General features: G+C 34.0%; 15 protein-coding genes. 12 read left to right on the top strand and 3 right to left on the bottom strand.

The features are described from left to right. Positions 1-134 precede the first annotated feature (134 nt). Positions 135-6,008, top strand: a complete 5,874-nt coding sequence (locus CGC63_RS06000) for an ATP-binding protein (RefSeq protein WP_089438672.1) — start codon at positions 135-137, stop codon at positions 6,006-6,008. Positions 6,009-6,228: 220 nt separating this feature from the next. Here the strand turns inward: CGC63_RS06000 and tnpC are convergent, their stop codons facing one another. The 3 genes from tnpC to CGC63_RS06015 all read right to left on the bottom strand — a co-directional run bounded on the left by tnpC (position 6,229) and on the right by CGC63_RS06015 (position 8,858). Further along, positions 6,229-7,848: an IS66 family transposase gene (gene tnpC / locus CGC63_RS06005; protein ID WP_089438656.1), complete on the bottom strand. Its 1,620-nt coding sequence runs from the start codon at positions 7,846-7,848 to the stop codon at positions 6,229-6,231. A 292-nt stretch (positions 7,849-8,140) separates the two neighbouring features. Then, entirely contained in the window at positions 8,141-8,503 is a 363-nt protein-coding gene (gene tnpB / locus CGC63_RS06010; RefSeq protein WP_009247574.1) for an IS66 family insertion sequence element accessory protein TnpB, read from the bottom strand. Next, on the bottom strand, positions 8,493-8,858 hold the full coding sequence (locus tag CGC63_RS06015) for a hypothetical protein (protein WP_003023175.1): 366 nt from the start codon (positions 8,856-8,858) through the stop codon (positions 8,493-8,495). Before CGC63_RS06015 ends, tnpB begins: the two co-directional genes overlap by 11 nt. Before the next feature lie 110 nt (positions 8,859-8,968). Between CGC63_RS06015 and CGC63_RS06020 the strand changes: the two genes are divergently transcribed. From CGC63_RS06020 to CGC63_RS06070, 11 genes are all read left to right on the top strand, one after another. Beyond that, complete coding sequence (locus tag CGC63_RS06020) at positions 8,969-9,235, top strand: integrase DNA-binding domain-containing protein (protein WP_003019304.1); 267 nt, start codon at positions 8,969-8,971, stop codon at positions 9,233-9,235. 131 nt (positions 9,236-9,366) lie between these two features. Continuing rightward, complete coding sequence (locus tag CGC63_RS06025) at positions 9,367-9,648, top strand: hypothetical protein (RefSeq protein WP_096637044.1); 282 nt, start codon at positions 9,367-9,369, stop codon at positions 9,646-9,648. An 8-nt stretch (positions 9,649-9,656) separates the two neighbouring features. After that, the gene (locus CGC63_RS06030; RefSeq protein WP_003019302.1) at positions 9,657-9,950 is read left to right on the top strand and encodes a hypothetical protein; all 294 of its coding nucleotides are present in this window, start codon (positions 9,657-9,659) and stop codon (positions 9,948-9,950) included. Positions 9,951-10,132: 182 nt separating this feature from the next. Continuing rightward, positions 10,133-10,690: a helix-turn-helix transcriptional regulator gene (locus CGC63_RS06035; protein WP_003019301.1), complete on the top strand. Its 558-nt coding sequence runs from the start codon at positions 10,133-10,135 to the stop codon at positions 10,688-10,690. Between the two features lie 736 nt (positions 10,691-11,426). After that, entirely contained in the window at positions 11,427-11,597 is a 171-nt protein-coding gene (locus CGC63_RS06040) for a helix-turn-helix domain-containing protein (protein ID WP_003019300.1), read from the top strand. 17 nt (positions 11,598-11,614) lie between these two features. Continuing rightward, entirely contained in the window at positions 11,615-11,983 is a 369-nt protein-coding gene (gene hxsD, locus CGC63_RS06045; RefSeq protein WP_003019299.1) for a His-Xaa-Ser system protein HxsD, read from the top strand. Then, positions 11,980-12,177 carry an HxsD-like protein gene (locus CGC63_RS06050; RefSeq protein ID WP_003019298.1) on the top strand — a complete coding sequence of 66 codons (198 nt, stop codon included), beginning with the start codon at positions 11,980-11,982 and terminating at the stop codon, positions 12,175-12,177. Before hxsD ends, CGC63_RS06050 begins: the two co-directional genes overlap by 4 nt. After that, positions 12,174-13,208 (top strand): hypothetical protein, encoded by a 1,035-nt coding sequence (locus CGC63_RS06055; protein WP_003019296.1) that lies wholly within the window; start codon positions 12,174-12,176, stop codon positions 13,206-13,208. The genes CGC63_RS06050 and CGC63_RS06055 overlap by 4 nt, the downstream gene beginning before the upstream one ends. Beyond that, positions 13,199-14,305, top strand: coding sequence for a His-Xaa-Ser system radical SAM maturase HxsC (gene hxsC / locus CGC63_RS06060; protein ID WP_117501341.1), 1,107 nt, complete (start codon positions 13,199-13,201; stop codon positions 14,303-14,305). Before CGC63_RS06055 ends, hxsC begins: the two co-directional genes overlap by 10 nt. Then, complete coding sequence (hxsB, locus tag CGC63_RS06065; RefSeq protein ID WP_003019292.1) at positions 14,302-15,693, top strand: His-Xaa-Ser system radical SAM maturase HxsB; 1,392 nt, start codon at positions 14,302-14,304, stop codon at positions 15,691-15,693. The genes hxsC and hxsB overlap by 4 nt, the downstream gene beginning before the upstream one ends. A gap of 1 nt (position 15,694) precedes the next feature. After that, positions 15,695-17,059: an MORN repeat-containing protein gene (locus tag CGC63_RS06070; protein WP_003019290.1), complete on the top strand. Its 1,365-nt coding sequence runs from the start codon at positions 15,695-15,697 to the stop codon at positions 17,057-17,059.

A 17,059-nucleotide genomic window follows, 5' to 3' on the forward strand; every position in this document is an offset into this window, starting at 1 on the left:
TGATTGTAAATGCTCATCTATACAGAAGTTTGGTGATAAATGTAAAATTCTATGAGGAATAGTATGAAGACTAATGTTATAATTAAAAGAGTAAAGGTTGCTTGAATTATTGTATTTTATAAAAGGAGAATTGTATGTCTACACCAGGAATTGGCGATCCATATTGGTATGAATGGTATGTGGGTTTAGAAAATATTATTGAAATGTTAAATGAAGATAGCGGCATTAAATATGTGATATTTCAAGCTGAATTATATGATACGATTGATGATGTTGTAGTTGGCTATGAGAATCATGAAGAATATTGTTATCAAGTAAAACATGAGGTTGGATTGGAACAAAAATATAATCTCACTTTTGGGAAATTATTAGAAAACAAGGTAACAAGAAGAAAAGACGGTGAATATATGAAACCTAATCTTCTTCAAGCACTTGCCGAAGGATGGAAAAAAGCTAATGAGTCGGGAACAAATATGCTTATTCCGGTACTATATACCAATAGGAAGCTCGGAATAAATAAGACCAATCGTGAATATAAAGGACAGACATATTCTGCATTACCGTTGGGAGAATTTATTACCGACATACAAAATAGAATAGAATGTATAGCAGAATTAAAGGCTATTGAATTTAAAACCGAAGAGACAGATATAAGGTTACAGTATCTTGAGTTTTATGATGCTTTTGAAATGGAAGATAGTGAGATTTTAGATTTTTTGAAGGCTATAAAGATAAAATCAGAAATGCATACTTTGGCAGAAATGGAAAAATCGATGCTTTCAAAAATGCAAGAATATTTTCATTGTTCTGATGAATTGGCAGGAGTCCTTTTTAGAAATCTTACTAGTCAACTCAGAATTTGGACAACAACCCGAAGAAGTAAGGAAAAAATTACAATAGAAGATGTATATAACGCATTGGCATTAAAACAGGAATATACAAATGATCTTCAACATCAGTTAGTTGCACCGTCTCCTTTTTTTGAAAGTAGAAAAGAATTTGTAAATCGGATTATTGAAGAAATTTATAAAACAGACAAAAAAGTGGTTTTTCTTTCAGGTGAACCAGGGTGTGGAAAAACAAGTGTTATAAGTTATCTGCAGAATAATTATAATTGTTTTGCGGCAAGATATCATACATTTAAGCCAATTTCTCCAGAACAACGATTCTATAATTCAGATGAAGGATTGTGTTTACAAGAAACGTTATGGGGAGAATTATTAAATCAATTAAGAAGAAGATTAAAAGGACAGATAGCAAAATATAAAATTCCTGTTAGTAATGCATTATGCACTATTGAGGAACTTAGAAGAGAAGTATTAAGAATTCTTGAGATATTGTACAAATCGGAAGGGAAAAAGGCTTGTCTTTGTATAGATGGTCTTGATCATGCTGCACGTTCAAAAGCAACAGTAACATTTATGTCTTCATTATTTCAGCCAGATGAGATTCCTGAAGGTGTTTGTTTTATAATTGTTGGACAGCCAGAAGAGATGTATGAAAACTATCCTATATGGTTAACTAAAAATAATCCGGATGTTTTGTATATGAATATGCCACGTCTTGTGTTTGAGGACGTTAAACAGTTTTTATATGTAAAAGGTATTTCAGCAGAACTGCAGAATGATGGACTTGCACGAGCAATTTATGAAAAAACACAAGGTAATAACTTATCGGTAGTTTTTGCAATTGAGGAGCTTAAAAGAATTGTTAATATTGAAGATGCATTAAACTTATTGGATTCAGGTCATGTGAGTGGAGATGTTGAGCAATATTATGCGCATATATGGAATCATTTGAAAGGTAAAATACAAGAGTTAGGATTACAGGTCAATTTTCCGGATATCGTAGTAGCGTCTGTTATACTATTACTTAATGGAAGAATAAAGACGGATATATTGGCCGATGCATTTAAAGATATAGATTTATCTAAAAATGATTGGGATTATGTTTTTGATAGTTTATATCCTGTGATAAAAAGAAGTGAAAAAGATAATTCATATTATGTATTTCATAATGATTTTCGTGTGTTTTTAATGGGAATCATAAAGCGTAATAAAGCAAAATTCAAAGATATGTCATACAAGATGGCGATGTATTTTGTAAATGACTCTGATGAGGTTTTAGACAGATATGTTAATATTGTACCTTTATTATGTTGTGCGGAACGAGAGGATATAATTCCTCAGATTTTCACAGCAGAATTTGTTATTGGCGCTTTAGCTACAGGAATATCAAGAAAATTACTCGAAAGATATGCACAACAAGCATATCAGAATGTCTGTCGAAATAAAAATTGGGATGAATTTCATGATGTATATCTTGCAATTTGCACAATTAAACAACATTATTCATATTTTGAATATTACGATATGAATTATGAGGTTAACGATGTGTCAGCAATGCAGCAGATATATCCTTTTGAAATTGTAAGCAAAAAATTAAGTCTTGGAACATTAGGCGAGTTTCTTGACGTGTTGACATTTATTAATCGTTTAATCAAGGATGGTGGTGATAAACACAGTAGTCGTATATCAACGGTATATGATTTATGGTTTAGTAACCTACTTCCGGAACAAGCAATTACGATTTTGTTAAAAGATGAAGAAATATCAGAAAATGTATGGGATACTAATGGAATCTTTAATTTTATGAAGGTTTGGGGAAAAACGGCTGCATTCTTAGAAAAGTATGAGTGTTTAATTAAAAATGTTCAGGAGGGAGAAGGAGAGCAAGAACTATTAGCATTTAATGATGCGTTTTTTGACTATTATTTTTATGCTAAAAAATATAGTCAAGCAATTGAAATTGTGCAGACTGCTAGCATTACATATGATTGTATAGAAAGTAAAATATTCCAAATGATGGAAGAGGGTTCTGTAAAGGACTACAAGGAAGTGATACAGGTGTTGGCAAAATCAAATAGAAATAATTCTTTAAATAAACTTGCACATGTATTATATGTTTTAAACGAAAAAGATAACGATGACTTAACCAATATTTTATTGGACTACAATATTAAATATTTGTCAGATGACGAAACTTTTAGAATTGTTGTTGAATCAATTTTAGAAGCTGCACGAGATTGGAAAAATGATATAAATATCATATGTGGGCATTTGCTAAGAAGAATTCAAGTAGAGAAAAAGGATTATAATGAAAGAGAAAATGAATATTTGAAAATGCTCCTTAGAGTATGTGCGGTTATTGGACGACACATAATTAATGATTTTAATCTTGAGGAAAGTGAAAAGAGAATAATTCAAACTTTTTTTCAGACATATATTTTTCGTACTTTCGATTTTAGTAAAGCGTATAGAACAATCGCATATTGTTTGTGTAATATGAAATGTATATCTATATCTTTGGGCGAAAAAGTATATGCAGATATGATTAAAGAAGCTTTGTTTAATTACTCGAATTTAGGTCAGTATTGTAAAACAATTTATCTTAGGTATTTGAAGAAAACAGGATATTTTGAAATAATAAAGGAATATTTCTCGGAATTGTATGGACAAGATGGAAGCAGACTGGTTACACACGATCAATATAAGGATATGTTCTTTCATTTTTATGATTTTGCTGTTGATGTTTTTCCTGAATTGTGCAGGGATATACGAGATAAGATGAAATGGAATGTGGTTGGTTATACAGGACATAAAGAATATGCTCTTGATGGTCCCAAAACTGTACTGGAAAAATTATTAAAAGAGAAACCGCAGTTATGGGAAACAGAAGGAGTAAAATTATACGCGTTGTCTAATGTTGCAGATATTGCATCGGGAAATAGAGTTGCCGGTGAAATTGAAAATATAATAAGCAGAGCAGCAATTAAAAGTGGTGTTGCGGATTATTGGAAATGGCACCATTATGATTCGGATATTACATATTCATTACATACTTTATATACTCAAATTTTTGATATAATATCAACAGTAAAGAGTGCAGGCGAATTGCTGGATGTTTGGCTATATTCATGTGGAATACAATCTTGGTATCGTCAAGATGATAGAATTGGAATAGAAAGCATATATTTTAAGTGTATCAAAAAGGCAAAAGAAATAGGGTATGATTCGTTCGAAGAAGATTGTTATCGATATACGCCGTCATACGTTGATATCTGCCTGCATAGAGGCGTAGTTGCTAATTATACGACCAAAGAGAGTGAATTTGATAGGCGGTGGAAAAAAGAAATTGAAGAATCTATTGAAATGATTGATTTGCTTCCGGCATCAGAGTTGTTAGAATGTATCTTATATCAGAAGAATGATTCTCATGTCTGGAAGAAGATAAATAGAGCTCTGGCGCGTTTGGATGAAGAAGGATTACTTACTGTCGAAACAGCAGACACTATTTTGGAGTCGGTAATTAATAAGATGTTTCAATATACTTGGGAGCATTATGGATGTACTGAAGTATTGGAACGGTTGTTAGCAATCTTAGGGGAGAATGCGTCATGGAGATTAGCTGAGAGTATTGTGTTGTATCTTAATGAAGACCATTATTATGCATCGACATCAAACATGTTCTTTATTTTAAAAAGGAATTATGACAAATTTGATTTACAAGATATGTTTTGTAAAGAAGTTGCATCTGAGTATGCATGGGTTAGTGGAAATGGACACATCAAGTTGCAATGTGAAAATAATGCAATTAATGAGTTTAATATGATACCAGATAATCTTCAAGAAGCACTATTTACGATTCTTCTTGAAAATCTTAGTTTTGGAAATATTCATCGAATGGAAATTGCGTTACCTGCAATATATAATATGTGTCAAAAATCTAAAGAGTTATTTTTAACTATTTTAAAAACATGGGATAGCTTGTCTGAACATGCAAAAGAGTCACTCATGCTGTGTGGTGTAAGATGGGCGAGAGAACAAACAGAAGGATTTGAAATTATTGTGCCGATGTTAGAAAAAATATATGAAAATAGCAATGTGCTTTCGATTAAATATATATTGCATACTGTGCTTAATCTTCATTATAAAAGCATAGGAAAAGAAGGGATAAATCTTTCTTTTGCTACGGAATCTGCAAATGATACTGGATATCAAAATATTCTTTCGTATTTGCATAAAGGAGAAGTAGATAGTAGTACAAAGTTCTTTTTGCAATTATTGAATAATTTTGAAGATGTTGAAGATTTATACCGAAAAATGCCGTTATATAAAGAAGATTCTGAATGTAAATTTCCAGGTTATAATCGGGATGGAGACAGTATATGTTTTGCTGTTAATAAACGTAATATAAGCCATCAAATTCTTTATGGAGAAGAGCGCGGAAGGCGATGGGACTATATACCCGTGCATATAAAAAAACAATGGTTACTACAAATGGATGATGCATATTTAATGACGTCTATACCACAGATTTCGTATAATGCTTGTTGGGATGTGGAAGCTTCTTTGAAAAAATATAACAACGAACATAACAATAAAGAGATTGAAAAAATATGTGGTCATATATGCATGCATGAAATTCATTCAGACGAAGTTGTTATTGGAGCTGTTTTATGGTATCCGTTCAATCAGCGTGATGGTTTAATATATACCATGGTAAGTAAAGTTTTGACAAAAACGGAGATGTTTATAGATAAGCATATATTACCAGCTTTTATTAACTATTCGATGTTATATGATGAAGAATTCTATTTTGAATTATATGATGAATCTATATCGAAAGGCGGAATTTCCTTATTAAGAGAATGTGTAGGCACTGCATTATGGTATTATAATAATCCGATGTTGTGTCCGACAAATATATTGCGTAATGAATTAGAATTAATATCTGATCCTAAAAACCCGTTCAAATGGTACGATAATAAGGGAGATGTTGCGTTACGTTATGAAAGAATTGTAAATCCAACAAGAGAATTGATTCAGCAGTATTATATAAGACAACCTATTTTGAGTAGATGGATTTGCAAAAAAGAAATTTTAAACGATTGGTTAGAGGGCAATAAGTTGCACTTGAAATATGCAACTGAATTAAAACAGATGTAATAAAGGAGAAGTCAAAAATGTTTTGAAATATATGGATTTTCCATAGAAACCAAGCCTCTTTCATGGTATATTAACAGTATGCTATGGCAGAGGCTTCTCCGTTTTTAGGAGGAAATTTCTATGAAAACAGAAAGAAGAGATCACAGGAACCGACTTTTAGTAAACGCAAAATAGCGAGTACCTTGACATTTTTAGGCGGCTGCTTTGCAGCCACCGATATTTAAGCTTTGCGAATCCCTGCCGGAAGTTTTTCTGACCAGGGCAGAAGATCTTCCAGAAAAGAACAGTCCTTATCATTCATGTGTTTCGGAATCTCTTCCAAGAGATGCTGCACATAATCAAAAGGTTTCAGATTATTGGCTTTTGCAGTTTCTACAATACTGTAAATAATTGCGGAAGATTTGGCTCCATGAATCGTATCGATCATCTGCCAATTCTTCTTTCCAATACAAAAACCTCGGATTGCCCTTTCGGATGCATTATTATCAATCGGAACATCTCCGTCTGTAAGAAATACCCGGAGATATTTTTCCTGATTTCGTGCATATCTAACGGCATCACCAAATTTGTCCTTTTTGGACACATTTATGGTTTTCAGGTACGCAAAAAAAGCATCCACAAGAGGTTTGATAACCGCCTGTCGCTGTTTCAGTCGTTCATCAGAAGAAAGGTCATTCAATTTCCCTTCTTCCCGATAGATTGCCTGAATCTGTTTCATCAGCAGAAATGCATTGGATTCCTTTTGGGATGGTTTGGGAATCAGCTTCAAAGCTTCATCAAATCTGCGGCGACAGTGCACCCAGCATCCAGCAATGGTCAGTTCTTCCAATTCTTTTTCTAAAGTATGGTAGACCTGATAACCATCTGTTACACAGATGCCATCGTATCCTTTCAGGAATTCCCGTGGATGGGATGCATTTCTTGTCTGCTGGTATTCATACAGGACAATCTGCCGGTCTTGATACAGATGACCAGAACGGTATACCCACATCCAGCTTTTGCTTCCGGCTTTGCGTCCGTCATGGTTTACAAGCAACGGCGTCTCGTCTGCCTGGATCACATGATAGAAATACAATTCTTCATGAAGATGATCATAAAGGATCGAGAGATATTCCTCTGCCAAACGTATGCACCAGTTTGCCATGTTCTGCCTTGTGATCTGCAGGCCATAACGCTGGAATTCCTGCTCTAACCGATAGAGAGGAACTGCATTCACATACTTTCCATTGATGATCGCAGCTCCAAGAGATGGTGATACCAAACTTCCATGCAGTAATGCTTTTGGATGGTCTGCTTTGACCATGTGCTCATCTGTTTTGCTGGCATACACACCGATGTGATGTTCTTCTACCTCTACCCTCGCAGGTACAAAATGATATTTTTTGGAAATGGCATCCGGTAACTGTTTCCACCCATTGACACCGAATTCTATTTCCAATTCCTCCTCTGACAGATAATGGTCAATCCGTCTGACCGTAAGTCCGGAAAGATCTGATTCTTTCTTTCCCTTACGCTTTGGCTGTTTTGGAGATTTGAGTTCCAGCTCATCAGGTTCTTTTTCATTGAGATCGTAGACAGCTTCCGCTTCATTGAAAAAAACAATAGTGCCGTCTACTTCTTGAAAACAGATCTGGCTGGTATCTTCCATTTTTTCAGATGACCTTCCAAAACGGTTCTGCTTACCAAGGATTACCTGTTCCATCAGAAGCTGCATTTTTTCATTCGATGCGTGAAGCTCCTTTGTTATGGCTTCCAATTGTTCCTGCTGTTGTAAAAGAAGCTGGATAAGAAACGACTTATCAACACTATTTAATTGTTCCTCCGTATACTTAACTGCCATAACCAAACCTCACTTTCCTGAGTGCTATTATAGCAGAACCAACGGTTTTTGGCTATTTTTGAATTCTGTCACCTTCGTCATTTTGACAGTGGATAACAGTCATGAATACCTGAAAATAAAAGCCTGAATTTCAGATATTTATGACTGTTATCCACAATCTGAAAAGTTTTGGAATCAGGAGTATATAGAAACTCACAGAAAACTTTCAGGATGTGAATAACTTTAAATTTTATATTGCACAGGGTGATTTATCATGGATGAAAGCAATTTTATTTTCTACGTTTTGCACAAATCACAAGGAGAATTCTGGACAGGAGATTTCTTCTATGGGATGTCTGGCAACGATTTCCAGACCTTGCATTAACATTTGATACTGGTCTGCACTAATTTCCAGTGCTTCTTCTTGTGTACGGGGCCAGCGGAAGTTTCCGTTTTCAATCCGCTTGTACAGAAGTAGAAATCCATCGCCCTCCCAGATAAGCCCTTTTATCCGATCTGTACGTTTGCCGCAAAATAAAAATAATGTATTCTTATCGTAAGGATCAAGCTGGAACTGAAAACGTATGATTCTGGCCAAGCCATCGATCCCTCTGCGCAGATCCGTAAATCCAGTCGCCAGATATACTTTTTTGAACCCGGAGCCATCATTGAGCATTGCCGAGCACTCCCAAAAGTGTTTTTAAAAATGAATCAGATGCCTGTTCGGTAATTTCCAGAGTGAGGTTGTTTCTGCCTCTAATCAAGGCAATGATTTTATACTCCGCTGCCATATTTACCGGCTGGATTGCAGAAGAGGGAACTTCTACAAATGTTTGTGTATGATCCGCTGTTTTCAGATAAGCCTCACGAACTTTCCGGAGTCTCCAGTAATAACTTGCTTTTGTAATGTCGTGTAGTTGACACCATTCATCGATTTTCATTCCTTGCGGACGGTTTTGGCAGTCCCTGACCATGTCAGCCCATTCGCTCAGACGGGTTTGCTGTGCAACTAAACTTGTATGAGATTTCATAACTCACCTCCTGTAGCAAAGTCAAAAAAGTTGAGTACTAAACTATTTGGACTTTGTAGTGATGAGTCTATTATCTCACATCGGATGATTTTGAACAGGTACTCGCTATTTTGCGTTTACGACTTTTAAGAGAAGGGGAGAGCCAATGCAAAGATGGTAGATATCGTTACACATACTACGAAAACGGAAAGCAGAAAGCAATCTACAGCTGGAAACTGGAAGCAAAGGACAAACTTCCGGTAGGTAAAAAGGATTGTGTCGCGCTGCGAATACAGATTGAAAATCTGCAAAAAAAACAGTTACTGTACGGAAGATATTCCGAAAGCAGTTATACGGTCCTGGATTTAGTAGAACGTTATATCAGATATTTGCTGTAGATAAAGATGCTAAGATTGCAATTGTCAGTGCAGATAAGGATTATCGGTCAGTACTAGATTATTGGACTCCAAGATTATCCGTGCCGAATCAGCTGGTTCGTTGCAAGACACTTGCTAAGGCAATTAGCCATGTGAATGGAGAAGGTGCAAGAAAGACCCTTGTAAATGAGAGAATGAAGATTCTTGACCTGCAGACAGAGTATGGTAGGTATGAGGAACGTAAGAGGATTGTAAACGAGATTACAGTGTTGTTCGCCGGGACAGATTATGAAGCATTGATTTCACAAATAGTCGACATGGTTATTTCAACTGACAAACCTAAAATCTTATATCTTACTTCTTTGAAGTCTTTTGGTAAAAAGGATGGCACAGAAGTGTATAGAAAAATAAAAAATTCCGCTATAAGTGTTTAGGAGGTCAGATGATGAGAAACTATGTAAAGATTGAGAAGAAATCATTATTGTATAATTACTATGCTTACATTGATATCGAGGATCTTCTTGCAGACAGTATCTTTATTCAAGAGAAACTTAGAGTGTTCTTTGGTAAAACCGGAAGGAAGCAGGACAGCCAATATGTAGTTGTACTGTGTAAGGTTTGGAAGTGGGACGCAGAGAAGTTTGTTCGTGCAATGGAGATATTTTATAATAAACTGTTGCTGCTTGGACATGGAGAGTGTGTGAATTTCTTTGAAGAACTTGGTATGAGAGAGTAGCATGTTGTATGGAATGCCCCGGCTTCGGCTGGGGCAGTTCTAAGTAGAAGAATAAAGAAGACGATATAATATATTACAAGTAGAAAAAGCAACCAACAGTTGCTTGCAGGGCAAGTGCTAGTTGGTAGATTTTTCTTCACGATTTATTATACTTAAATTAATAAATCAAGGAGGTATTGAAAATGGTATTTTCAGAGCAATTAAGTAAACTAAGAAAAGAAGCGAATTTAACACAGGAAGATTTGGCTGAAAAATGTGATGTTTCAAGGCAGGCGGTTGCAAAGTGGGAAGGTGGAGAAAGTCTTCCGGATGTTTATAAAATATCACAAATAGCCAAGACATTTGAAGTGTCGTTGGAGGAGCTTATTTGGGGAAAGGACCGACAAGATAGTCAGATGAGTATTGCCAGAGATATTTATATGCAATTTATTGATAATATGGAAAGCTTTCAATATGATGCGTATTCATCTAGTATAGGATTGTTAAAAAAGTTGAAGACATCAATTAGGAAATCTAGAATTGTATTCAAGAAAGAAATAGTCGATGGATTGTTAGCACAATTGGATGATTTCGGGATATATTATGGTGATGTTTGGTGTAAAGATGAATATCAAAGCATTTTTGCAGATGTGGAAAGTAATGGCCATGAAGTGAAAAAGAAGATATACATGGATAAGATAATGCCACATAAAGTTGAGGCTGTGGAGAACTTGTTAGCCGACTATTTAGAATTGCCATAAGAAGTTTGAGTGTTATTATTCGTTGGTTATTGGTATAATCAAAGGGATGGACAAAACCCTTAGTAGTAGGAATTTCCGTTTTACTACTATTTCTACTACTAACAGGTAGTCACAACTTGCTAAATTATGCTATAATTTGCCTATCTAACAACCAAATAACAATTTAACCATAACCCCGGAATATCCTGCAAAACAGGGCATTTCCGGGCAAAAAGGAGCAAACAATTACTATGATAAAAGTACTTTTCATCTGCCACGGCACTCTTTGAAGAACTCTTTAAAAAGTCAGTAAAATCAATGTTCGGAAGGTATTTGTGGGAGAGAAATAACCCGAAAATAACCCACAGATTTAAAATAATTATAAAATTTTGGGATGTGACATGATGAGAATGAAAGCTGTAAGATTTCTAATAGTGGAATCTTACAGCTTTTTCTATAAATGAAGTTGAAAGCAAAATATTTATAACATAATATAGAGTGTTGTAAATGTATAAAAAAGTAGATAGTTCATTGCATATGGATGTAACAAAAGATGTTTTTATTAAAATCCTAATACAGTGCTATAAGAATTAAGGAAACGTTTTGTGCAGGCTTTCCAAGGAAATTTTTTGTTATAGATAAATATTAGATACACAGCATAGAAACGGTGACTATTAATCATTATATATTTGTTGAAAATATTCCTATAAGGGAATATAATATAAGTGACGTTTTGTGCAAATATAGGAGGTTGGTTATGCAGTATTTAACGACTACAGAAATGGCAGAAAAATGGAACATCTCAAGACGGCGTGTAGCGGAATTATGCAGAAATGAACGAATAAATGGCGCCATACTCAAAGGGAAAACTTGGTTGATTCCAAGTGATGCAACAAAACCAGAGGATCCAAGAAGAAATCACAATTAAAGGAGTTTATTCCTAGAATGAATATTAAATTTGATGAAATGTTTAAGTTTAAAAAAGAATTATATTCGAAAACGGCATTGTTAAAGGCTGCGTATAATTTTTCTGACAGCAGTTACATTCATTTAGATGCAGATGAAGAATATTATTATGTGTCTATATCTCCTAAAACGGATAAGCAGATACTGTTAGAGAAAGATTTCATTAACGAAATGTTAGCTCAAAGCATTCGTCACGAAGTTTACAGACAAACTAAAAATATACGTGAATTAATGTTGGCAAGAGCTATGGCATCTAGTGTAATGGTTGAAAATGATTATGAGACGTTAGAGGAGCAAGAGTTGTTTTCAGAAGATGAAATATTAAAGGATTGGTTTGAAGAAAAATGATCTTATATCTACATTCTGAAATATATACAAAAGAAAAAATAGAATATACAAAATTTATATATAAGGACTATGCCCATATTGAAATAGAAAAAGAAAACGATTATTGGATAGTTATTCTAACAGAATGCAGATATGATGCTGTTTTAACTGGAAAAGCATTTGAAAATTATCTGATTGGATTGGAGAATTCATGATGAAGATGTTAGAAGGTATCATGATTATACTCATGCTTATTTTGTGTGTGCAGGCTGGTAAGACAGATATACGAGATGGAAAAGTATACAATAAAACATTATTGTTTTTTGGATTTATTGGAATAGCGTTAGATGTACTTTATTATTCGGCTTTCAACAAAACTATGTTTGTTCCATTCATGATCAATTTGGCAGTAATGATAGTAGCAAGTTTGGTGCTGTTTTATTCTCATTCTTTTGCGGGAGGAGACTGCAAGCTGTTAATGGTTCTTACTTTATTTTATCCTGCTAATTACTATATAAGTTATTCAGGAAGTCTTATTACAGTTGTGTTTACTGTAGGAATTGCATTGTTTTTTGGATATATCTATTTACTAGCTACATCTATATATGAATTGATAATTAAGAAAAATAACATGTCGGTATCATATGTAAAGGGATATTTCATGGCTTTCTTTAAGTCATTTGGAACGGCGATAGTGTATATAAGTGTTGTAACTTTAAGTGTATCCGTTTTAGCCTTTTGGGGAATAACTCTTCCAATTTGGCTTGTTCGTATACTATGCATATTAACATCATTAATTATAGGGAAATATCCATTTTTTAAGAAAAAAATTGTCATCGGTATGATGGTAGGTTTAGATCTCATTTTGTCTATTTTATTAAAGACCATACCATTTTCAATTCATCCAGAAAACTATGTTTTAGTCATTGTATTACTAGTATGCCAAATGACAATTAAAACGAGTCTATATCAGGAAGTCAAAATTTCAGATTTGAAAAAAGGAATGATTCTAACAATGGGTTCTTCTTTGCTTATGCAGAATTCCAGAGTAAGAGGATTACCTAAAATTTCATCAGAAGATTTACGAGATAGACTTACGGAAGATGAAATTGTTAGTATCAATAGATGGGCAAAATCACGTAAAATTGAATCGCTGTCTATTGTTAAAAAGATACCATTTGCCACATTTATAGCATGTGGATACATTTGTTATTTGATATTCTGGAGGATATTGAAATGGTGCTAAGAATTGATCAGTATAATGCTGGATTTAAGATTGTGTCTCTTGCAAAAGATGAAGAGACCTGTTGTGATTTATTGGGAGATCAATTGGATTTTGTATTTATAGAAAATGATATATTAGTATTATATCCAGAAAAAATAGTGTTGGTAGCATCTATTGATATAATATCTGAATTAAAAAAATATTCTAACTATGATGTTTTTGAAATATGGCCAGACGGCAGAATGTTTATGCGTTTTGATACCATGTCTTTAGATAATTTTTTCTTTGTGACGGGAAAATGTAATTCTAACTGTGTCATGTGTCCATCTCCTGAAATTATGAGAAAACAGGGTGAGGAAACAGACATCATAAAATTGATTGAACTTGCAAAACATATTCCTGCAAATGTGCGTCATTTAACGATTACTGGTGGTGAACCATTCCTAAGTGGGGAGAAAATATTTGAATTTATCTCTTTTCTTAGAGATAAATTTACCGATACAGAATGTTTGTTTTTGACAAATGGGAGAATATTTTCATTGGATAAATATGTTAGATTATTGCAAGAAAATATGCCATCAAGATCAATTTTTGCAATACCGTTACATGCAGCTGATGAAAACTTGCATGATAAAATAACGCAAGCAAGAGGCAGTTTCGCTCAAACAACATTGGGAATTAAACGAATGTTAAGATATGGGATGCATATTGAACTTAGAATTGTTGTTTCTAAATTAAATTGTCACAATCTAACGAAATTGGCACAATTTATTGTTCAAGAAATTTCTCAGATTGAATATGTTAGCGTGATAGCGATGGAAATGACAGGAAGTGCATACAAAAATAAGGACTTAGTATGGATATCCTATAGAGATGCGTTTGAATGTGCAAAAGATGCCATAAAATTATTGATTAGCAATGGGATAAATGTTAGATTGTATAATTTCCCTTTGTGTACTGTAAATTCTTCGTACTGGATGATATGTGAAAAGAGTATTTCTCCTAACAAAGTGCGTTATGGAGAAGTGTGCGAGGCATGTAATTATAAAAGTGCCTGTGGAGGAGTTTTTGCAGGAACGATTCAAATGGAGAAAGAAGAGTTGAAAGCTATATTATGAAGTTAAATTATTTTAATTTTAAATCGTTTGAAGATGAGATTCTGCTGACGAATGATTTGGGAGAACATATCTTTTTGAAAAATGAAGAATTTCATCAACTTATCAGTAAGTCAGTACAACAAGAATCTGATCTCGAAAAAAAGTTACTTGAGAAATATATGATTTATGATGAAACAAATTTGGAATTTACAAATAAAAATCGTTATGAGATGCAATATTTAAAAGGGCATTTGAATATGTCTGCTTCATTGCATATTTTTGTTGTAACAACAGCTTGTAATATGGGATGTGTTTATTGTCAAGCGAATAATGGGACTAAATGTTCTAATATTTTTATGGATGAGGAGACAGCGGAAAAGGCAGTAGACATTGCATTACAGTCTCCGACCCGTTGCTTGAGTTTTGAATTTCAAGGCGGAGAGCCACTGTTAAATTTTAAAATCATAAAACATATTGTTGAATATACAGAGGAGCATAATACAAATCATGAAATCAATTACAATGTAGTCACGAATCTCACATTGTTAGATGATGAAAAAATAGAGTTTTTTAAAACGTATAAATTTGGTGTATCCACGTCTATAGATGGTCATGAGTATCTTCATAACAGCAATAGACCTTTCAAAGACGGAACACCAACATTTACAAAAGTCATTGATTCTCTTGATAAATTAAAAAATTCAGGAATATATGTGGGAGCAATACAAACAACTACAAGAGAATCCTTAAAGTATCCGGTTGAGATTGTAAAAACATATTATGATTTGGGATTCGACAGTATTTTTATCCGTCCGTTAACACCTTTGGGAAAAGCGACTATAAATTGGAAAGATATTGGATATACAGCAGAAGAATATTTAGAATTTTATTTAAAGGCATTGGAAGCTACGATATCATTGAATAAAGAAGGTAGATTTTTTAAAGAAGAGCATGCAACAATATTGTTGAAACGTATATCAGGATTTTTTGTAAACTATATGGAGCTAAGATCTCCATGTGGTGCCGGTATAGGGCAATTAGCATATTATGCAGACGGCAATATATTTACCTGTGATGAAGGACGAATGTTGTATGAAATGGGAAATGAAGCCTTCAAATTAGGAAATGTAAATTCAAGTACATATAGCACTCTTATAGGTAATAGTGCTTGTAAGGCAATTTGTGCTTCAACTATTTTGGAATCTATTCCTACATGTTGTGATTGCGTATACCAACCGTATTGTGGAACATGTCCTGTCGTGAGTTATGCTGCAACAGGAGATATTATAGAAAAGTCACCGAGAGGATATAGATGCAAGATATATGCTGGTATGTTAGATAAATTATTCTTACTTTTAAAAGAGAATGATACTCAAATAGTACATATATTACAGACATGGAGTAATTAAAATGGGCAAAAAGAAACAAGACGAAATAATAGTTCAAGAGACGGAAAAGCCTTTGGAAGACAATAGTATTATAGAAAAGGCACTTCCAGAACAAGAATACAACAAAAGCAAAAAAAATATGAGGAAAAAAATTGCTTTAGGAATGATTGCGTTACTAGCTATCGAAGTAGCATCAGCAGCTTTTTATGTGAATACAATCATGCAAGATAATATTCATCATCGTGTTGTACGAGAGGTTCGTTATCAAATAGATGATAAATTGGTCCTCAAAACAGGAACATTTACCGGTGATTTAGATTTCGGTGTATTTAGTGGAAACGGAGAATTTATCTTCGACACTGGTTCTGTATACGAAGGTGAGTGGGCTGATAATTATTTTGATGGATTAGGAAAACTACAAGTACCATCCGAGGGAGTATATGAAGGAAAATTTATAAATGGACTCAAATCTGGTAAAGGAACATTTACTTGGGATGATGGAGACATTTATGAGGGTGAATGGAAAAATGATCAAATGAATGGTCAGGGAATATATACTACTTCTGATGCAGTAGTTTATAGTGGCACATTTGAAAATAATTCCTTTAAAGAAGGTTCGTGTGAGTTTAGTAATGATGAAGGCACTTATTCCTTAACATTTGCTAATAATGCAATTTCTAATGCGGAGATTAAATATGCAGATGGTACCAAATATTCTGGAGTTTGTTCTAAATCTGATATCACAGGATCAGGCACAATGGTCTTTATTAATGAGGACAAGTATGTAGGAGAGTTTGAAGGCAACAAACGGTCCGGTAAAGGTGTATACACATGGAAATCAGGTGCATCTTATGATGGAGATTGGTTAAATGATAACATGAATGGAACCGGAACATATACATATTCAAAAAATAATTACGCTACTGGAAAGTTTGAAGAAAATATTTTTATAGAAGGCTCTTATCATATATTAAATGATTTTGGTGAGTATACATTTACAATTAAAAATGGAGAACCAACAGCTGTAGAAATGACTTTAGCAAATGGAACGACATATTCAGGAGGCATGTCAAAAGGGAAACTGAATGGCACTGCACAGATAAAGTATAGTAATGGTGATAAGTACAGCGGAAATGTAACGGATAATCAAAAATCAGGTCAAGGCACATATGTATGGACAAGCGGTGCTACCTATGAAGGAAATTGGTCAAAAGACAGAATGCATGGAAGTGGAACATATAGCTACCCTAAGAATCAAACAGGGTATCAATTAACTGGTGAATTCAAAGAAGGCCGTCCTAATGGTGAATGTACGTATTATGTAAGTGCTTCTGAATATTACAAAACTGATTGGTCAAATGGAAAATGTGTAAAGGTGTATGAATAG

It is taken from the genome of Blautia hansenii DSM 20583 (assembly GCF_002222595.2).
In the GTDB taxonomy this organism is placed as follows: domain Bacteria; phylum Bacillota; class Clostridia; order Lachnospirales; family Lachnospiraceae; genus Blautia; species Blautia hansenii.